Origin of the sequence: Nocardia sp. NPDC047038 (assembly GCF_040644075.1) — a bacterium.
In the GTDB taxonomy this organism is placed as follows: domain Bacteria; phylum Actinomycetota; class Actinomycetes; order Mycobacteriales; family Mycobacteriaceae; genus Nocardia; species Nocardia sichangensis.
Genome location: NZ_JBEYVQ010000001.1, coordinates 619,749 through 637,284, shown reverse-complemented (window position 1 = coordinate 637,284; position 17,536 = coordinate 619,749). Strand labels below are relative to the sequence as shown.

General features: G+C 68.0%; 19 protein-coding genes and 1 pseudogene. 8 read left to right on the top strand and 12 right to left on the bottom strand.

Going from position 1 to position 17,536, the window contains the following annotated elements:
* Nucleotides 1–30 precede the first annotated feature (30 nt).
* The 4 genes from ABZ824_RS03035 to dxr all read right to left on the bottom strand — a co-directional run bounded on the left by ABZ824_RS03035 (nt 31) and on the right by dxr (nt 4,803).
* Nucleotides 31–894 (bottom strand): GNAT family N-acetyltransferase, encoded by an 864-nt coding sequence (locus ABZ824_RS03035; protein ID WP_355069946.1) that lies wholly within the window; start codon nt 892–894, stop codon nt 31–33.
* A 68-nt stretch (nt 895–962) separates the two neighbouring features.
* Entirely contained in the window at nt 963–2,120 is a 1,158-nt protein-coding gene (gene ispG / locus ABZ824_RS03030) for a flavodoxin-dependent (E)-4-hydroxy-3-methylbut-2-enyl-diphosphate synthase (protein WP_355069944.1), read from the bottom strand.
* A 109-nt stretch (nt 2,121–2,229) separates the two neighbouring features.
* Nucleotides 2,230–3,429 carry a site-2 protease family protein gene (locus tag ABZ824_RS03025; protein ID WP_355069942.1) on the bottom strand — a complete coding sequence of 400 codons (1,200 nt, stop codon included), beginning with the start codon at nt 3,427–3,429 and terminating at the stop codon, nt 2,230–2,232.
* Nucleotides 3,430–3,663: 234 nt separating this feature from the next.
* Nucleotides 3,664–4,803 carry a 1-deoxy-D-xylulose-5-phosphate reductoisomerase gene (gene dxr / locus ABZ824_RS03020; RefSeq protein ID WP_356961328.1) on the bottom strand — a complete coding sequence of 380 codons (1,140 nt, stop codon included), beginning with the start codon at nt 4,801–4,803 and terminating at the stop codon, nt 3,664–3,666.
* Between the two features lie 144 nt (nt 4,804–4,947).
* Between dxr and ABZ824_RS03015 the strand changes: the two genes are divergently transcribed.
* Both ABZ824_RS03015 and ABZ824_RS03010 read left to right on the top strand, forming a co-directional pair.
* Nucleotides 4,948–5,214 (top strand): DUF2631 domain-containing protein, encoded by a 267-nt coding sequence (locus ABZ824_RS03015; protein WP_355069939.1) that lies wholly within the window; start codon nt 4,948–4,950, stop codon nt 5,212–5,214.
* Nucleotides 5,215–5,350: 136 nt separating this feature from the next.
* Nucleotides 5,351–5,665 (top strand): hypothetical protein, encoded by a 315-nt coding sequence (locus ABZ824_RS03010; protein ID WP_355069937.1) that lies wholly within the window; start codon nt 5,351–5,353, stop codon nt 5,663–5,665.
* A gap of 39 nt (nt 5,666–5,704) precedes the next feature.
* Here the strand turns inward: ABZ824_RS03010 and ABZ824_RS03005 are convergent, their stop codons facing one another.
* The gene (locus ABZ824_RS03005) at nt 5,705–6,628 is read right to left on the bottom strand and encodes a LysR substrate-binding domain-containing protein (protein WP_356961326.1); all 924 of its coding nucleotides are present in this window, start codon (nt 6,626–6,628) and stop codon (nt 5,705–5,707) included.
* Between the two features lie 61 nt (nt 6,629–6,689).
* On the opposite strand from ABZ824_RS03005, the gene ABZ824_RS03000 reads away from it, so the two are divergent.
* Nucleotides 6,690–7,103, top strand: coding sequence for a DUF5997 family protein (locus ABZ824_RS03000; RefSeq protein ID WP_356961324.1), 414 nt, complete (start codon nt 6,690–6,692; stop codon nt 7,101–7,103).
* Between the two features lie 79 nt (nt 7,104–7,182).
* Here ABZ824_RS03000 and rlmN read toward each other — a convergent pair whose 3' ends face one another.
* A complete protein-coding gene (rlmN, locus tag ABZ824_RS02995; RefSeq protein WP_356961323.1) occupies nt 7,183–8,292 on the bottom strand; it encodes a 23S rRNA (adenine(2503)-C(2))-methyltransferase RlmN in 1,110 nt (369 codons plus the stop codon).
* Between the two features lie 125 nt (nt 8,293–8,417).
* Here rlmN and ABZ824_RS02990 point away from each other — a divergent pair, with 125 nt between their 5' ends.
* On the top strand, nt 8,418–8,774 hold the full coding sequence (locus ABZ824_RS02990; protein WP_355069930.1) for a lipopolysaccharide assembly protein LapA domain-containing protein: 357 nt from the start codon (nt 8,418–8,420) through the stop codon (nt 8,772–8,774).
* Nucleotides 8,775–8,783: 9 nt separating this feature from the next.
* On the opposite strand, the gene ABZ824_RS02985 is transcribed toward ABZ824_RS02990, so the two are convergent.
* The 5 genes from ABZ824_RS02985 to rpsB all read right to left on the bottom strand — a co-directional run bounded on the left by ABZ824_RS02985 (nt 8,784) and on the right by rpsB (nt 13,161).
* Complete coding sequence (locus ABZ824_RS02985) at nt 8,784–9,782, bottom strand: phosphatidate cytidylyltransferase (protein ID WP_356961322.1); 999 nt, start codon at nt 9,780–9,782, stop codon at nt 8,784–8,786.
* Nucleotides 9,783–9,892: 110 nt separating this feature from the next.
* The gene (gene frr / locus ABZ824_RS02980; protein WP_355069927.1) at nt 9,893–10,450 is read right to left on the bottom strand and encodes a ribosome recycling factor; all 558 of its coding nucleotides are present in this window, start codon (nt 10,448–10,450) and stop codon (nt 9,893–9,895) included.
* A gap of 50 nt (nt 10,451–10,500) precedes the next feature.
* The gene (pyrH, locus tag ABZ824_RS02975; protein ID WP_039799499.1) at nt 10,501–11,229 is read right to left on the bottom strand and encodes a UMP kinase; all 729 of its coding nucleotides are present in this window, start codon (nt 11,227–11,229) and stop codon (nt 10,501–10,503) included.
* 195 nt (nt 11,230–11,424) lie between these two features.
* Nucleotides 11,425–12,249, bottom strand: coding sequence for a translation elongation factor Ts (gene tsf, locus ABZ824_RS02970; RefSeq protein ID WP_355069925.1), 825 nt, complete (start codon nt 12,247–12,249; stop codon nt 11,425–11,427).
* A 99-nt stretch (nt 12,250–12,348) separates the two neighbouring features.
* Complete coding sequence (gene rpsB / locus ABZ824_RS02965; RefSeq protein WP_355069923.1) at nt 12,349–13,161, bottom strand: 30S ribosomal protein S2; 813 nt, start codon at nt 13,159–13,161, stop codon at nt 12,349–12,351.
* A gap of 378 nt (nt 13,162–13,539) precedes the next feature.
* Here rpsB and ABZ824_RS02960 point away from each other — a divergent pair, with 378 nt between their 5' ends.
* The 4 genes and pseudogenes from ABZ824_RS02960 to ABZ824_RS02945 all read left to right on the top strand — a co-directional run bounded on the left by ABZ824_RS02960 (nt 13,540) and on the right by ABZ824_RS02945 (nt 15,601).
* Complete coding sequence (locus tag ABZ824_RS02960) at nt 13,540–13,821, top strand: hypothetical protein (protein ID WP_356961320.1); 282 nt, start codon at nt 13,540–13,542, stop codon at nt 13,819–13,821.
* A gap of 23 nt (nt 13,822–13,844) precedes the next feature.
* A pseudogene (locus ABZ824_RS02955) lies at nt 13,845–14,366 on the top strand (M23 family metallopeptidase); the annotation flags it as partial.
* Between the two features lie 128 nt (nt 14,367–14,494).
* Nucleotides 14,495–15,007 (top strand): DUF1990 domain-containing protein, encoded by a 513-nt coding sequence (locus ABZ824_RS02950; protein WP_356961318.1) that lies wholly within the window; start codon nt 14,495–14,497, stop codon nt 15,005–15,007.
* A gap of 102 nt (nt 15,008–15,109) precedes the next feature.
* Nucleotides 15,110–15,601 carry a hypothetical protein gene (locus tag ABZ824_RS02945; RefSeq protein WP_355069918.1) on the top strand — a complete coding sequence of 164 codons (492 nt, stop codon included), beginning with the start codon at nt 15,110–15,112 and terminating at the stop codon, nt 15,599–15,601.
* 12 nt (nt 15,602–15,613) lie between these two features.
* Here the strand turns inward: ABZ824_RS02945 and ABZ824_RS02940 are convergent, their stop codons facing one another.
* Nucleotides 15,614–17,515, bottom strand: a complete 1,902-nt coding sequence (locus ABZ824_RS02940) for an alkyl sulfatase dimerization domain-containing protein (RefSeq protein WP_356961316.1) — start codon at nt 17,513–17,515, stop codon at nt 15,614–15,616.
* Between the last annotated feature and the right edge of the window lie 21 nt (nt 17,516–17,536).

Below are 17,536 nucleotides of genomic sequence, written 5' to 3'. Positions count from 1 at the left end.
CTCCGGGATTCGCCGCGGAGTCGGCCACGCTCAGTCGACCAGCACGGTGGCGAAAGTCGCGATCTGCCGGAACCCGACGCGGCTGTAGGCGCGGCGAGCGATCGCGTTGTAGTCGTTCACGTACAGGCTGGCAGTGCGGCCGGAGGCGACCACGGCGTTCGCGACCGCCGCGGTACCCGCGGTGCCATGCCCCTTCCCCCGATGATCCGGGTGCACCCAGACGCCTTGGATCTGGCCCGTGCGCCGGGACAGCGAGCCGACCTCCGCTTTGAAGACCACTTCCCCGTCCTCGAAACGAGCCCAGGCGCGGCCGGATTCGATCAAGCTCTGGATGCGGCGGCGATAGCCGCGTCCGCCGTCACCCGCGCGCGGATCGACGCCGACCTCCTCGATGAACATGGCGATCGCGGCCGAGAGGTAGCGGTCGAGTTCGTCGCGACGCACCCGGCGTACCTCCGCGTCGGGCGTGGCCACTGGTGGCTGGGCCAGTGCCAGCAGCGGTTGTTCCCCGCGTAGCTCACGTTCCGGACCCCAGTGCCCGGTCAACATCTCCCACAGCGGCAACGCCAGTTCCCTGCGCCCGACCACCGAGGAACAGACGCGGGGCCAGCGCATAGCGCGGTCGGCGAACGCGCGCAGTGCGCCACGATCCCCCAGCAACGGCACCAGGTTCGCACCCGAGAAACACAGCGATTCCGACGGGCCGCCCCTGCTCCACAGCTCCCCTTGGCCGCACCGGTTGTCCAAACCGAACTCTTGCAGGCGTGCCGCGACCATGCACGAGGCGACCGGATCCGCATCCAGCACACGTAGCACCTGAGCAAGATCCCGATTAGCGAGCTGCCGCGCAGGGGCGTATTTGGCCCGTCGCGCCGGCTCCAGCAGACTCCGCACGATGACAGCCTGCCACGAACCGGCGCTATGCGGTATGACTAAGCCGAAAGCGCTGGTTAGGCGCGTCCTCAGCCGACGGTGACGACCGGTTCGCCCGCGCCCGAGTCCTCGCCCATCTCCTCGGCGATGCGCATCGCCTCTTCGATCAGCGTCTCGACGATCTGCGCCTCGGGAACGGTCTTGATGACCTCGCCCTTGACGAAGATCTGGCCCTTGCCGTTGCCGGAGGCCACACCCAGGTCGGCCTCGCGCGCCTCACCGGGCCCGTTCACGACGCAGCCCATGACAGCCACTCGCAGCGGCACCGCCATGCCCTCCAGGCCCGCGGTGACCTCGTTGGCCAGCGTGTACACGTCGACCTGCGCGCGCCCGCAGGAGGGGCACGACACGATCTCGAGCTTGCGCGGGCGCAGGTTCAGCGATTGCAGGATCTGCCCGCCGACCTTGACCTCCTCGGCGGGCGGCGCGGACAGCGAGACGCGGATCGTGTCGCCGATACCCTCCGCCAGCAGCGCGCCGAACGCGACCGCCGACTTGATCGTGCCCTGGAACGCAGGGCCCGCCTCGGTGACGCCGAGGTGCAGCGGGTAGTCGCACTGCGCGGCCAGCTGCCGGTAGGCCTCCACCATGATCACCGGGTCGTTGTGCTTGACCGAGATCTTGATGTCACCGAACCCGTGCTCCTCGAACAGGCTCGCCTCCCACAGCGCCGACTCCACCAGCGCCTCCGGCGTGGCCTTGCCGTACTTCTCCATCATCCGCTTGTCCAGCGAACCGGCGTTCACGCCGATGCGGATCGGGATGCCCGCCGCACCCGCGGCCTTGGCGACCTCCTTGACCCGGCCGTCGAACTCCTTGATGTTGCCGGGGTTGACCCGGACCGCGGCGCACCCGGCGTCGATCGCGGCGAAGATGTAGCGGGGCTGGAAGTGGATGTCGGCGATCACCGGAATCTGGGATTTCGCGGCGATCGTGGCCAGCGCGTCCGCGTCCTCCTGACGCGGGCAGGCCACCCGCACGATGTCGCACCCCGACGCGGTCAGCTCCGCGATCTGCTGCAGGGTGGCGTTCACATCGTGCGTCTTGGTCGTGGTCATGGACTGCACCGAGATCGGGTGGTCGCTGCCCACCCCGACCTTGCCCACCATCAGCTGGCGGGTCTTACGCCGTGGAGCGAGCACTGCCGCGGGGGCGGTCGGCATCCCCAATCCGATTGTGCTGGTCACCTTCGGCTGCCTACTTTCGTCGTGTCCGGCCGGTTCGGTGCCGAGTCTAGCCGTGGCGCGCGACGCCCACCCTACGTCGCCGGTCACACCGCCTGATCGGCGGCGCCGGTCAGAACAGCTTGATCGGGTTCACGATGTCGGCGGCCAGGGTGAGCAGCATGTACGCACCGCCGATCACCACGACGACATAGGTCGCGGGCAGCAACTTCAGGTAATTCACCGGCGCACCCGGCGCGAGTCCCTTCCAACCGCGGATGGTGTTGCGGATCTTCTCGTAGATCACCACCGCGATGTGGCCCCCGTCCAGGGGAAGCAACGGCAGCAGGTTGAAGATGCCGAGGAAGAAGTTCAGGCTGGCCAGCACCAGGATGAAGACGTTCCACAGGCCGCGTTCGGCGGTCTCGCCGCCGATCTTGCTGGCGCCGTACACGCTGACCGGGGTCTCCGGATCACGCTCGCCTCCGGTGACCGCGTTCCACAGCGCGGAGACCTTCGCGGGCATCTCGGTCAGCGAGTCGACCGTGCGCAGGAACATGTCGCCGGTGAACCCGGCGGCAGCGGGGACAGCGCCCAGCAGGTCGTATTGCACGGGGTCGTAGCGCTCGGGCGCCACGCCGACGGCGCCGACCACGCGGCCCTCGCCACCGCCCTCGGGGTAGCGCACGACCCGCTCCGGGGTCACCGGAATGGTGAGGGTGCTGCCGTCGCGCTCGATGAGGTAGGTGAAGGGGCCGGTCTGCTTCTGGGTCTCGGCCTGGAACTGCCGCCAGGTGTCCACCTTGACGCCGTTCACCTCTTTGACGATGTCACCGCGCCGCAATCCGGCGCGCTGCGCCGGGCCCGTGCCGGTGCAGGACTCGGACGAGCCGTCCGGCTTCCCTTGCGGCACGCAGCTCATGACCCCCAGCGCGGTGGCGGGGGGTTCCTTCAGATTGGGCAGCCCCCAGCCGACAGCGAGCACCACGATCAAGATGAAGCCGAGGACGAAGTTCATCGCGATGCCGCCGGACATCACCACCAGCCGCTTCCAGGTGGCCTGCCGATACATGGCGCGGTCGAGTTCTTCCGGGCGCAGTTCGTCGAGCGCCGTCATGCCCGCGATGTCGCAGAAACCGCCGAGCGGAAGCGCCTTGAGTCCGTACTCGGTCTCGCCGCGGCGGAACGAGAAGATCTTCGGCCCGAATCCGATGAAGTACCGCCGCACCTTCATGCCGGTCGCCTGGGCGGTCCACATGTGCCCACATTCGTGCAGCGCGATCGACACCGTGATGCCCAGCGCGAACAGCACGAACCCCAACGCGAACACCATTTGCTCTACAGCCCTCCTGCGTATGCGCAGCTCGAATATCCCGCACGCGCGCGTCCGCTCCTGGCCGCGAGCACTCTGACCACTTTAATGGGTGCTGTCGGACGTAGTCCGTCTTCAACTCGCGCATGGCCGGAGCGAAGGCGGAGGTACGCCTAACGGGACAAAGCTCTGTCCTGTGTGTTCAGTGTGCCAGGACGCCGTCGCTTCGCGCGTCCGATCCGGCGCCGAAGGGCGTCAGCCGCGTACCCGGGCGGCGGCGAACTCCCGCGCCCAGGTGTCCGCGGCGAGGACTTCGTCGAGCGATTCCGGCTCCGCGCGCCACTGCTGGGCCGCCTCCACCGCGGCGGCCACCGTGCCGACGATCTGCGGGAAACGGATGGCGCCGTCCAGGAAAGCTTGCACCGCGACCTCGTTGGCGGCGTTGTAGACCGCGGTGACACTGCCGCCGGCCTCGCCGGCCGCGCGGGCCAGCTCGACCGCGGGGAAGACGTCGTTGTCGACCGGTTCGAACGTCCAAGTGGACGCGGTGCCGAAATCGCAGGCCGCGGCCGCGCCGGGCACTCGGTCCGGCCAGCCGAGCGCCAGCGCGATGGGCAGCTTCATGTCCGGCGGGCTGGCCTGGGCGAGCGTGGAGCCGTCGGTGAAGGTGACCATCGAGTGCACGATCGACTGCGGGTGCACGGTGACGTCGATGCGGTCGTAGGGCACGCCGAACAGCAGGTGCGTCTCGATCAGCTCGAGTCCCTTGTTCACCAGCGAGGCCGAGTTCAGAGTGTTCATCAAACCCATCGACCAGGTGGGATGCGCTTTGGCCTCGGCGGGCTCGACCGACTCCAGCATCTCGGCGGTCCAGCCGCGGAACGGGCCGCCGGAGGCGGTCAGCACCAGCCGGTCGACCTCGTCGGCGCGACCGCCGCGCAGGCACTGTGCCAGCGCGGAGTGCTCCGAGTCGACCGGGACGATCTGTCCGGGGACCGCGGCGCGGGTGACCAGGGAGCCGCCCGCGACCAGCGATTCCTTGTTGGCCAGCGCCAGGCGCGTACCGGACTGGAGGGTGGCCAGGGTCGGCTCCAGCCCGAGCGAGCCGACCAGAGCGTTCAGCACGACGTCCGCCTCGGTGCGGCGCACCAGTTCGGTCACCGCACCCGGGCCGCCCAGCCGCAGGTCCAGCCGCTGGGCCGCGGCCGGATCGGCCACGGCCACATTGCGTGTGCCCGTGGCGGCCATCTGGGCGGCGAGCAGCTCGGTGTTGCCGCCGCGCGCGGCGAGTCCGACCACCTCGAAGCGGTCGGGATTGGCGGCGATCACCTCGAGCGCTTGGGTGCCAATGGATCCGGTGCTGCCCAGCAGCAGGACTCTCACGATGTCGGACACGCCTTCATTGTGTCCTACCTGGGGAACGTGTTCGACCGGCGCGGGCCGACTTACAACGACGCACCGTCGTATGTCACGATATGCGGCAGCAGCTCATCGAGTGCGTACCGGAATATCGGTACAAGTAACAGCTAAGGAGCGATCGTGGCCGCCACGGAACTCGAACACGTCGAAACCGAGCGCGTCGTCACTCGCGTGGATCCCGCCGAAGTTCCCTCCGCCGCTTGGGGCTGGAGCGGCGAATCGCGTCGTACCTTCCGTATCGCGGGCTGGATCGTCGCGCTGATCCTGCTGGCCATGCTGGTCGGCAACCACAAGGGCAAGATCGAGGACATCTTCCTCGTCGGCTTCGCCGTCCTGATCGCGGGCATCCTGATCCGCGACTCGGTGCTCCAGCGCAAGCCGCGCTAGCCGAAAAGTCCTCTCGCACAATTCCATTCGTCCTGTATCGCGGGCGGGCTGCGGCCCGGTACCGTGTGCGTCCGAGGTCCGCGTCCCAGCCGGGTCGCGGACCTCGGTTTCTGTTCGCACGACTACTTAGGACGCAATGATCAAGATCTGTTCGGCCGCCCTGCTCGCCGCGAGTGCGTTCGGCTCGCTGCTGTTGTCGCCCGCCGCGCCCGCGTATGCCCAGTCACCGGCGTGCGGCGCGGCCGTCGACGCGATCAACGCCGCCATCGACGAGTCGGGCGGGAACCTGGACCCGACCGTGCAGCAGTCCCTCGCCGCCAAGCTCTCGGCCATCCAGGCCGACGGCGCGGAGAAGGAAGCCATCGCCGCCTACGCCCGCGCTCTGACCGACGACAAGGTCACGAGCATGGACGCCGCGACGGACGAGCTGAACCGAGTCTGCAAGAGCTGATCGCCGGGCGGCGCGGACCCGGCCGGGTTCGCGCCCTCGCTAGCGTCCGCGGCGTCGGGCGGGTTTCTTCTTGGCCGGGGCCGAACGACCGACCACCTTCTTGGCCGGGGGCTTCTTCCGCGACTCGTCCTTGTCGGCTCGGGCCTGGCTGCGGGAACTGCGCTCGGAACGGCCACGGACGACGCCGACGAACTCCTCGACCAGATCCGTGGTGCGGCCGGCGGGCCAGGCCAGCGCGACCTCCGTGTCGGGAACGTCGAGCATCGGACGGTAGACGAGGTCGCGGCGATGATGCAGGCGAGCGAGCGAGTGCGGCACGATCGCCGCGCCGCCGGCCGCCGCGACCAGCTCCAGAGCGCCGCCGATCGCATCGACGTCCGAGGTGTCCTGGAGACGCTCGTCGGCCAGGTCGGCCATGCGCACCTCGTCGAACACCGACAGCGGGTGTTCCTTCTGCACCACCACGACCGGGACCTCACGGTAGAGCGGGATCGCGCTCATGCCTTCGCGGTCGATCGGCAGCCGGACGAAGCACATGTCCACGCTCCCCGCACGTAGCGCCGCCTCCTGATCCGCCTGCGCCAGCGCGCTCACCTCGAGCGGGATGTCCGGGAACCGCTCGGTCCAGATCCGGGTCCATTTGGACACCGTGACGCCCGGCACGAAACCCACCCGCAGGGCGGCCGATGCCTCCGGCTCGTGCCGCTGCGCCGCCGACTCGGCGCGCGCGATGATCTCGCGGGCCCGCTCCAGCAATTCGCGGCCGTCGTCGGTGAGCTGGGTCGGTTGCGCGCCGGGCACGAAAAGCTTTGTGCCGAGTTCGTTTTCCAAGTCGATGACGGTATGGCTGAGCTTCTGCCGCGAGATGTGCAGCGACTTCGCCGCGCGCGCGAAGTGCAACTCCTGCGCGACCGCGACGAACCAGCGCAGGCGCACGACATCGATCGACTCCAACGGGCTCATTCGTGGAAGCGTATGCCACCGCGCGGTCGGGCCCCGCCGCGCCGCCCAGTAAGCTGGGTCGGTGAGCCCGGACAAGAAACCGCAGATGATGAAGCCGTTGACGGCGGCGAACAAGCTCGGCATCTACCTTCCGGCCGCACCCGAGGAGTTCCGCAACTCGCCGATCTCGCGCACCCAGCTCGACGCGCTGCGCGCCGATCCGCCCGAATGGCTGGCCGAACTGCGCCGCACCGGCCCGTTCCCGCGCGACGTGGTGGCACGCAAACTCGGCGTCTCCAACACCGGCTTGACCCGCGCCGGGGTCTCCGACCATCTCACGGTCGACGAGATCGACGCCCTGCTCGCCGACCCGCCGGAGTGGCTCGTGCGCGAGCGGGAGAACTACGCCGCGGTCCGCGCGGAGAACGAGCGCATCAAGACGAAGGAAGCCGAACGTCGCGCCGCCACCAACCGTCCGGCGAAGAACCGCGGCTAGCGCTTCCGTCGGGGAAACGCTGGTCCTGCAATGGGCGGCGCGAGACTATGCCGCCACCCATCATGCGCAGCCGAGTATTTCAGTTCTCCGCGGCCAACTGCCCGCAGGCGGCGGCGATCTCTTGGCCGCGGGTGTCGCGGACCGTGCAGGGCACGCCCTTGGCGTTGACACGGCGGACGAACTCCTGCTCGACCGGCTTGGGGCTGGCATCCCACTTGGAGCCCGGAGTCGGGTTGAGCGGGATGACGTTGACGTGGACCCGGGAGCCGAGCGCCTTGTGCAGCTTCTCGCCCAGCATGTCCGCGCGCCACGGATGGTCGTTGATGTCCCGGATGAGCGCGTATTCGACCGAGACGCGGCGGCCGGTCTTGTCGGCGTAGTAGCGGGCCGCGTCGAGCACCTCGGCGACCGGCCAGCGGTTGTTCACCGGAACCAGGGTGTCGCGCAGTTCGTCGTCGGGCGTGTGCAGCGAGACCGCGAGCGTCACCGACAATCCCTCGTCGGCCAGTTTGCGGATGGCCGGAGCCAGCCCCACGGTCGAGACCACGACATTGCGCTGGGAGATACCGAGTCCGTCCGGCGCGGGCGAAGTGATCCGGCGGACCGCCGCGACCACCCGCTTGTAGTTCGCCAGCGGCTCCCCCATGCCCATGAAGACGATGTTGGACAGTCTGCCCGGCCCACCGGCCACTTCCCCGTCGCGCAGCGCGGCGGCCGCGGCACGCACCTGGTCGACGATCTCCGCGGTGGACAGGTTGCGATTCAGCCCACCTTGGCCGGTGGCACAGAACGGGCACGCCATGCCGCAACCGGCCTGGCTGGAGATGCACAGGGTCGCGCGATCGGGGTAGCGCATGAGCACGCTTTCCAGCAGCGTGCCGTCGCCCGCACGCCAGAGCGTTTTGCGAGTCTCCCCCTCGTCACACGCGACATGCTTGACCACGTCGAGCAGCGGCGGGAACAGCGCCTCGCCGATCTTCTCCCGGACCGCGGCGGGCAGATCCGTCATCCGCGCCGGATCGGCCTGCAATCGCGCGTAGTACTGCCGGGCGATCTGATCGGCACGAAACTTCGGCAGGCCGAGTTCCTCGATGGCCGCGCGCCTGCCATCGGCGTCGAGGTCGGCGAGATGACGCGGCGGCATGCCACGGCGCGGAGCGTCGAAAACCAGGGGCAGGGAGACGGTCATAATCGTTCCATTCTCCCATCCGCGGCAGACACCCCCGCACTCGACCACATACGCACGTCTCGACATGCCCGGTTCGTCCCGAGGAAATGCGTGCGGGCGTGATAGCCGTCGGCCATGATCGAGATATGTCCACGCATGCCGAACACCCGCCGGAACCGGATCCGGACCTGTCACAGCGTCAGCGCACGACGCCGCCGGGCGCCCCGCCGGTCGTTCCGCCCGCCGTCCCGGTCAAGAAGTCTCTTGCCTCGCGCACCGGTTACGCCTGGACCGGACTCGTCGCAGGCGTCTTGATCCTGGTCCTGTTGCTGATCTTCATCGTGCAGAACCTCGAGCAGGTCCAAGTGCACTTCTTCTTCTGGGACTTCTCGCTGCCACTCGGCGTCACCGTGCTGCTGTCGATGATCGGCGGCGCGCTCGTCATGGCCTCGGTGGGCGGCGTGCGCATCCTGCAGCTGCGCCGCGCGGCCAAGAAGGTCTGACGCGCCGGATCACAGCAGCGTGGACAGCACCAGCCAGGAGACGAACGCCGAGGGGAGCATGGAGTCCAGGCGGTCCATGATGCCGCCGTGGCCCGGCAGCAGCGTGCCCATGTCCTTGATGCCGAGTTCGCGCTTGATCTGCGATTCGATCAGATCGCCGCAAGTGGCCACCAGCACCAGGCCGACGCCGAGGACGACGCCGATCATCGAGTTGGCGTCCAACAGGAGCGTCACCGTGAGCAGACCGCCGATCACGCTGAACACCAGGGAGCCGCCGAAACCCTCCCACGACTTCTTCGGGCTGATCGAGGGCACCATCGGATGCTTGCCGAACAGCACGCCCGCCACATAACCGCCGACGTCGGAGCAGACCACCAGGATCATGAAGGTCAGCACCCGCAGGTTGCCGTCCGGCTCGAGCAGCAGCAGGGTGGCGAACGAGGCGAGCAGCGGAATCCAGGCCAGCGTGAACACCGTGATAGCGGTGTCGCGCAAGAAGTTTCGTGGAGCTGTCCGTAAGCCGTGGTCGAACAGCCGCCACGCCATGCAGATCAGCGTGGTCGCGGCGAACGCGCCCGCGACACCGCTGGCGCCGTACGGCCAGCCCAGCCAGAACACCGCTTGGCCGCCCACGATCAGCGGAATCCGCGGGACGAGCACATCGGCCTCGCGCAGGCGCTTGGCGACCTCCCAGGTGGCCACGCCGACCCCGGCCGCCGCGACGCCGATGAACACCTTCGGCACGAACAGCAGGATCGCGATCAGCGAGAGGCCGAGGCCGAAGCCGACGGCCAGCGCGGCGGGCAGATTGCGACCCGCCCGCGAACCACTCGAGGCGGGAGCGGGGTGCGCCGCGGCGGGATTCGCGGGACCGCCTAACGGTTCATAACCGGAAGCACCAGCATCGTGCGCGTGCTGTCGCATCGCATCGGCTGTTCCGTTCACCGGCGGCTCCTCTGCCGCACCGGTCGCGGCGGCGTTCTCGGCCACGATTGTCCCGTCGCTCAACTCGTCGTTCCGTTCGTCCCCCGCCCGGGCGGGCCTCGGCGCTGTCACGGGCGGCACTCGCGGTGACTGGGCCTCCTCCGGGCCCGGTCACGCCTGCCGACCGATCCGCGTCAGACCTCGAGCAGTTCGGCTTCCTTGTGCTTGACCAGTTCATCGATCTGGCCGACATACTTGGCGGTGGTCTTGTCGAGCTCCTTCTCGGCACGCCCGACCTCGTCCTCGCCCGCCTCGCCATCTTTCTGGATGCGGCCCAGTTCGTCCATCGCCTTGCGACGGACATTGCGAATGGCGACCTTGGCGTCCTCGCCCTTGCCTCTCGCCTGCTTGGCGAGCTCACGACGGCGCTCCTCGGTCAGCTGCGGCACCGAGATGCGGATGATGTCCCCGTTGTTGGTGGGGTTGACGCCGAGATCCGAATTGCGGATCGCGGTCTCGATCGGCCCGAGCTGGGCCGCCTCGTAGGGCTTGATCACGACCATGCGCGGCTCCGGCACCGTGATGCTGGACATCTGGGTGATCGGGGTCGGCGATCCGTAGTAGTCGACCACGACCCGAGAGAACATGCCCGGATTCGCGCGACCGGTGCGAATGGTTCCGAGATCGTCCTTCGCCACCGAGACGGCCTTCTCCATCTTCTCCTCGGCGTCGAAGAGCGCTTCTTCAATCACGACCGTTTCCTCCACAGCGTCGTCATGTCATGATCCGCGGTCGGCGGGTATCAGGACCGAACCAGTGTGCCGATCTTCTCACCGGCGACCGCGCGGGCGATATTGCCCTTGGTCAACAAATTGAACACCAGAATCGGCATCTGGTTGTCCATGCACAAGCTGAAGGCGGTCGCGTCCGCGACCTTGAGGTCGCGCTCGATGACCTCTTTGTGGGTGATCTCGGTGTACATGGTCGCGGTCTCGTCGACGCGCGGGTCGGCGGTGAACACTCCATCGACCGCCTTGGCCATCAAGACCACGTCCGCGCCGATCTCCAGCGCGCGCTGCGCGGCGGTGGTGTCGGTGGAGAAGTACGGCATGCCCATGCCCGCTCCGAAGATGACCACGCGGCCCTTCTCCAGATGCCGCTTGGCGCGCAGCGGGAGGTAGGGCTCGGCGACCTGGCCCATGGTGATCGCGGTCTGCACCCGGGTGTCCACGCCTTGCTGCTGCAGAAAGTCTTGCAGCGCAAGGCTGTTCATCACCGTGCCGAGCATGCCCATGTAGTCCGAGCGCGCGCGTTCCATGCCGCGCTCCTCGAGTTCGGCGCCGCGGAAGAAGTTCCCGCCGCCGATCACCACGGCCACCTGGACGCCGGTGGCGACCACCTCGGCGATCTGCTCGGCCACCGTCTGCACCACGTCCGGGTCGAGTCCGACCTTCCCGCCGCCGAACATCTCTCCGCCGAGTTTCAGCAGTACCCGGCGATATCCTGGGCGATCGGTCCCCGGGTCCGTCATGGGTCTCCAGTCTCCTTCGGCGAGGGATTGTCGTTCTTCCGGCGATTCGTTGCTCACGGCAGGCGCCTGTGACGTAGAGCAAGGCAGAGCGGCATCTATCCTGCCTTATTCGGTTGGAGCGGCAGCAGAAGGCCCCCCGTCAACCGGCGTTCGTTCGGTCGGCGGGGGGCCTGCACGCTGAAGGTGCGGCGAAACTCAGTTCGCGCCGACCTCGAAGCGGGCGAAGCGGGTGACGGTGACACCGGCCTCGTCCAGCAGAGCCTTGACGGTCTTCTTCGAATCGGTGACCGACGGCTGCTCGAGCAGCACGACATCCTTGAAGAAGCCGTTGACCCGGCCCTCGGTGATCTTCGGCAGCGCGGCCTCGGGCTTGCCCTCCTCGCGAGCGGTCTGCTCGGCGATGCGGCGCTCGTTCTCCACGAGGTCGGCGGGAACCTCGTCGCGGGTCACGTACTTGGCCTTGAGCGCGGCGACCTGCATGGCGGCGGCGCGAGCGGCCTCGGCCGCGGCGTCGCCCTCACCGGTGTACTCGACCAGCACGCCGACGGCGGGCGGCAGGTCGGAGGCACGCTTGTGCAGGTAGGTGGCGACCGGGCCGTTCAGCGAGATGACGCGGCGCAGCTCGAGCTTCTCGCCGATCTTCGCGGCGAGCGCCTGCACAGCCTCGTCGACGGTCTTGCCGCCCAGGTCAAGAGCCTTCAGCGTGTCCAGGTCGCCCGGCTTGGCGGACGCCGCCGCGGCGACGACCTGCTCGGCCAGCTGCTGGAACTCCGCGTTCTTCGCGACGAAGTCGGTCTCGGAGTTGATCTCGACCATGACGCCGTCCTTGGCGGCGACCAGGCCTTCGGCGGTGGTGCGCTCGGCACGCTTGCCGACGTCCTTCGCGCCCTTGATGCGCAGCAGCTCGACGGCCTTGTCGAAGTCACCGTCGGTCTCGGCCAGCGCGTTCTTACAATCCATCATGCCGGAGCCGGTCAGCTCCCGGAGCCGCTTCACGTCGGCAGCGGTGTAGTTCGCCATTCTCGGCGAGCCTCCTTTGGAGAAGTGTGGATGTTGACAGCGGCGATCACGATGGCACTGGCTCGTGATCGCCGCCGAAACAGCTGGTTACGAGTCCGCTCAGGCCTCGGCGGAGGTCTCTGCGGCCTCGGCGCCAGGGGCGGCCTGCGCGAGCAGCTCCTGCTCCCACTCGGCCAGCGGCTCGCCCGCGCCCGCCTCCGGCTTCTCGTCGCCCGAGGACAGACCGGCGCGCGCCTGCACGCCCTCGGCCACCGCGGAGGCGACGACCTTGGTCAGCAGGGCGGCGGAGCGGATCGCGTCGTCGTTGCCCGGGATCGGGTAATCGACCAGGTCGGGGTCGCAGTTGGTGTCCAGGATCGCGATGACCGGGATGTTCAGCTTGCGCGCCTCGCCGACGGCGATGTGCTCCTTGTTGGTGTCGACGACCCAGATCGCCGAGGGCACCTTCTGCATGTCGCGGATACCGCCGAGGGTGCGCTCCAGCTTGTTCATCTCACGCGTCAGCATGAGGATTTCCTTCTTGGTGCGACCCTCGAAGCCACCGGTCTGCTCCATGGCCTCGAGCTCCTTGAGGCGCTGCAGACGCTTGTGCACGGTGGAGAAGTTGGTGAGCATGCCGCCCAGCCAGCGCTGGTTGACGTAGGGCATCCCGACGCGAGTCGCCTCGGCCGCGATCGACTCCTGGGCCTGCTTCTTGGTGCCGACGAAGAGGACGGTGCCACCGTGGGCGACGGTCTCCTTGACGAACTCGTAGGCCTTGTCGATGTAGGTCAGCGTCTGCTGCAGGTCGATGATGTAGATGCCGTTGCGGTCGGTGAAGATGAACCGCTTCATCTTCGGGTTCCAGCGCCGGGTCTGGTGTCCGAAGTGTGCGCCGCTGTCGAGCAGCTGCTTCATGGTTACGACAGCCATGGCTCCCGTATCTCTCTTTCGCTTGCCGGTTGACGCAGCGAATCGGCGATCCGCTGCCCTGGCGCCACCGAATCGTCGGACCCGACCACGAAGGTGGGGACCAGCCGGCGATTCCCTGTTCCGAACACGCTGCCGCGAACCCAATTGTCTCGAGCTCGATTCGAACAGCGCCGCTGTGAACAAGCACGGTGGCGCGCGAAGTCGGTCCATGCACGCACAGACCGCTCGATCAGTTTACGACCTCGGGGCACCAGATCTAAATCGGTCCGATCCGAAGCCTCCGACCAGGCGGAACGGCAGCTTTCCACAGTCGAGCGGGTTATCCCCATTCCACGGATCGAGCCCTCGGCGACGCCGGAGCCGCGGAAGGGTTGAGCCATGAAACCGATCTCCACCGCGACAACCCTTCTTCTTCCGCTGTTCTTCGCGCTCGGCATTGTGACCGCGCCGCCGGTCGGGGCCGAGACGCCTGCCGCGAAACCCGGGCTCGGGGCCTGCACGGGCTCCGTCTGCCTGCCGTCTCTGTCCGGCCTGCCGCGTCGCGCGCCGCTGCCCTTCCGGCAAGCCGGACTCGGTGGCGGTAAGGACGACCGGAATGAGACGAGTTCCGCCCCCGGTAGCGACCTGTGCGCACCGCCCGCACCCCTCTGCGGGCCGTAGTCGGCCCTCCCGGCGCGGCGCGAATGACCAGGTCGAATGCGATGCGGAGGCGGTCTTCTTCGGCGCTGGCTCTCGGCATCGCCGCAATCGTCGCGGCGGCGCCGACCGCGACAGCCCGACCCGAAGGGCGATTCGACTGGCCCCTGCAGCCGCGCCCCGCGGTGGTTCGGCACTTCGACAAACCCGCGCAGAACTGGCTACCGGGGCATCGGGGGATCGATCTGGCAGGCGCCGAGGGGCAAGCTGTGCTCGCGGCGGGAGAGGGGATCATCATTTTCGCCGGAACGGTGGCCGACAAGCCGGTCGTTTCCATCGACCACTCCGGCGGGCTGCGCACGACATACGAGCCCGTTCGCGCCGAAGTCCCCGTGGGAAGGCGGGTCGGACGAGGTACCCGGATCGGCACGCTGGAGTCGGGGCACCTGGGATGCGTGGCGGTGTGTCTGCACTGGGGAGCCCGCGTCGAGGGCGGTCTCCACCGCGACCGTGAGTATCTGGACCCCCTCGGGCTTCTGCATCTCACTCCCCTGCGGCTCAAGCCGGTGCGTCCTGGTTCCAGCGTCGGACGATCCGCCGCGTCGCAGCGCATCGGTCGGCGGCCTCGGCGCCCCCGGACCGGCGTGTCTGCGGCAGAAGGTGGCGAGACCGAAGGCCGTAGGGCGAAGATCAGGACATGGCGGATGGGCTGGAGCCGTTCACGTACTCCGAACTCGGCGCGACCCGGGGTGTCGTGCCGGAGGGCTATCACGGGTTACGGCTGCGGCGGCGCATCGGCCGGGGACGCGCGCTGTTCGAGCAGGCGGGGGCGCAGATTCTGGCCTACCGCGTGCAGAAGGGCACCGGGATCTTCCGATCCGCCGATACTCCGACGGCCGAGCCCGGCACCGCCGTCACCGTGCGGCTCGGAGTCGGGCCGTTCGGGATCACCGCTCCGTGCCGGGTGGTGTACGTCCTCGACGAACCCGACCGGCGGGGTTTCGCCTACGGCACCCTGCCCGGGCACCCGGCCTCCGGTGAAGAATTGTTCGCGGTCGAGTACGACTCCGCCGACGACATGGTGTACGGGCTGATCGTCGCGTTCTCCCGCCCAGCCACCTGGTACACCCGGCTCGGCGGACCCGTGATGCGGCTGACCCAGCGCTTCGTTGCGGGCCGATACCTCGCGACATTGCCGACGTCCGATTGAACGATGACGGAACGGCCGTACGTTCGGAACAACCGAAAAGGGCTTTGTATCAGAACTTTTGATCAACCAGCAGGGCAGCGACGACGGGGCGATACTGTTCCGGTGACCGGCGAACCCGAAATGGCCGAGGGTCCTGTGAATTTCCCTGTGGACAGCGATCCGGCCTCGCCCATTTACGGCGAGGCACTCGACAGCCGTGCCGAGATCCAGGAGATCATCGAATCTTCTCGACTGATGGGCGTCGAGTCCCTTTCGTTCGACCAGATGATGACCTACATCACGGCGAAGCGCGAATACCAAGCATCGGCCTATGCCGACACCGAGGCCGTCGACCGAGCTCGGCGCGACCATGAACTGCAGGCGGAGTCGCGCCGCACCGAGCTGATCAAAGAAGAGGCGGAGGCGAAGAACAAGATCCTGGAGGCGCGCTACCGCGCAGGACTCGCCGCCGCGCTGGTGGCGGGCACGGTGGCCGGAGTCATGTTCGGCATCGTCAAAGGTCTGCCCGCACAGGAACTGACGCAATATCTGGCGCCGGTGTCGGGCCTCGCCGGGATCGTGGTCGGCTATTTCTTCGGCCGCGAGGCGAGATGAGCAAAGCGCGAACTATGGTGTGACGATCGCGAAATCGGGGTCCGGGGCGTCGAAGATGTCGACCAGTTCGGCGAGCTTGGTGACGTCTCCCTCGATGACGATGTCGCCGGCGGCCGCGGCGACGCCGAAGTCGTCGCCGGCCAGCAACACGCGGATCAGTGTTGCCTTGGCCAGCGTGAAGGTGGCATCGGCTTCCGGCAGGGACATGCCCGGGGCGACGTCGAAGTGGGTGAGGCGGCCGTTGCGCAACTCGAGCCGATGGGTGCGGTCCTGGTCGGTGAGGATCCAGTCCGTCACCAGCCGATGGTTCCACGCCTTCGGGCCGTCGACGCGCAACGCCAGCGCGTCGAAGATCTGGTCGACGGACAGCGCCGCCACCATGGTGGCCGATTCCGTCTTGGTGGGCGTGCCGAACGAGCCGTAGCGCAGTTCGTAGGCGCCGCTGAGATAGAAGTTGCGCCACGTGGCGTTCTCCGCGCCGTAGCCCAGTTGCTCGAACGTGCTGGCCTGCAATTCTTTCGCGGCGTCGTTGTCCGGATCGGCGAAGATGACATAGTTGACCACCTGCGCCACCCAGCGGTAGTCCCCGGCGTCGTAGGAGGCCCGCGCTTTGCGGAGCACTTCCTCCGCACCGCCCATGAATTCCACGTGCCGCCGAGCGGATTCGACCGGCGGATGCTCCCACAGATGTGCGGGGTTGCCGTCGAACCACCCCATGTAGCGCTGATAGACAGCCTTCACGTTGTGACTGACCGAGCCGTAGTACCCGCGCGCGTGCCAGGCCTCCTCGATGGCGGGCGGGAGGGCGACCAGCTCGGCGATCTCCGCGCCGACGTAGCCCTGGTTCAGCAGGCGGACGGTCTGGTCGTGCAGATACCCGTACAGATCCCGTTGCAGCGAGAGGAACTCCACCAGGCGGTCGGTGCCCCAGGTCGGCCAATGGTGCGAGGCGAAGACGACGTCGGAGTCACGGGCGAACAGGTTGATCGCCTCGGTCAGGTATTTCGCCCAGACATGCGCGTCACGCACCAGCGCGCCGCGCAACGTGAGCACGTTGTGCAGGGTGTGGGTCGCGTTCTCCGCCATGCACAGCGCGCGACGGTCGGGGAAGTGGAAATTCATCTCCGCGGGCGCTTCGGTGCCGGGCGTGAGCTGGAAGACCATCCGTATGCCGTCGATCGTCTTCTCTTCCCCGGTGGCGGTGATGTCGACGGTCGGGGGGATCAGCGTGACCGTGCCGACCGACGTGGTCTGGCCCAGCCCGGAGCCCACCGCGCCCAGCGGACCGCGCGGTAGCACGGCGCCGTACATGTACCCCGCACGGCGCGCCATCGCCGTGCCCGCGTAGATGTTCTCCGCCACCGCGTGTTCCAGGAATCCGGCAGGCGCCAGCACCGGGCAGCGTCCCGTCTCGACCTCCTCGGCGGTGATGACGCCGCAGGCTCCGCCGAAATGGTCGGCGTGCGAATGCGTGTAGATCAGACCGGTCACCGGGCGGTCGCCACGATGCGCGCGGTAGAGCGCGAGACCGGCCGCGGCGGTCTCGACCGAGATCAGCGGATCGATCACGAGGATTCCGGTCTCGCCTTCGACCAGCGTCATATTGGAGATGTCGAAACCACGGATCTGATAGATGCCCGCGCACACCTCGTACAACCCCTGTCGCACCGCGAGGCCGGACTGCCGCCACAGGCTCGGATGGACCGAGGGCGGGCAGGATTCGCGCAGGAACGAGTAGGAGTCGTTGTCCCAGACGACGGTTCCGTCTTCGGAGGTGACCACCCCGGGTTCCAGCGCGGCGATGAAGCCGCGATCGGCGTCGGCCAGATCGGTCGTGTCGGCGAATGGCAGCGCGGCGGTCGCACGCTCGTGCTCCGCGACGATGAAGCCGCTCGGCTCGCTCGCTGTGCACATTGTCGTCCTCCTGTCGTCTCG

Excerpts from the sequence above, each read along its gene's own strand:
- ABZ824_RS02990 (WP_355069930.1), top strand. The coding sequence starts at position 8,418 with ATGTCCACGCATGCCGAACACCCGCCGGAACCGGATCCGGACCTGTCA.
- ABZ824_RS02960 (WP_356961320.1), top strand. The coding sequence starts at position 13,540 with ATGAAACCGATCTCCACCGCGACAACCCTTCTTCTTCCGCTGTTCTTC.
- ABZ824_RS03005 (WP_356961326.1), bottom strand. The coding sequence starts at position 6,628 with ATGAGCCCGTTGGAGTCGATCGATGTCGTGCGCCTGCGCTGGTTCGTC.
- pyrH (WP_039799499.1), bottom strand. The coding sequence starts at position 11,229 with ATGACGGACCCGGGGACCGATCGCCCAGGATATCGCCGGGTACTGCTG.
- ABZ824_RS02950 (WP_356961318.1), top strand. The coding sequence starts at position 14,495 with ATGGCGGATGGGCTGGAGCCGTTCACGTACTCCGAACTCGGCGCGACC.
- tsf (WP_355069925.1), bottom strand. The coding sequence starts at position 12,249 with ATGGCGAACTACACCGCTGCCGACGTGAAGCGGCTCCGGGAGCTGACC.
- rpsB (WP_355069923.1), bottom strand. The coding sequence starts at position 13,161 with ATGGCTGTCGTAACCATGAAGCAGCTGCTCGACAGCGGCGCACACTTC.
- ABZ824_RS03010 (WP_355069937.1), top strand. The coding sequence starts at position 5,351 with ATGATCAAGATCTGTTCGGCCGCCCTGCTCGCCGCGAGTGCGTTCGGC.
- ABZ824_RS02940 (WP_356961316.1), bottom strand. The coding sequence starts at position 17,515 with ATGTGCACAGCGAGCGAGCCGAGCGGCTTCATCGTCGCGGAGCACGAG.
- rlmN (WP_356961323.1), bottom strand. The coding sequence starts at position 8,292 with ATGACCGTCTCCCTGCCCCTGGTTTTCGACGCTCCGCGCCGTGGCATG.
- ABZ824_RS03025 (WP_355069942.1), bottom strand. The coding sequence starts at position 3,429 with ATGGTGTTCGCGTTGGGGTTCGTGCTGTTCGCGCTGGGCATCACGGTG.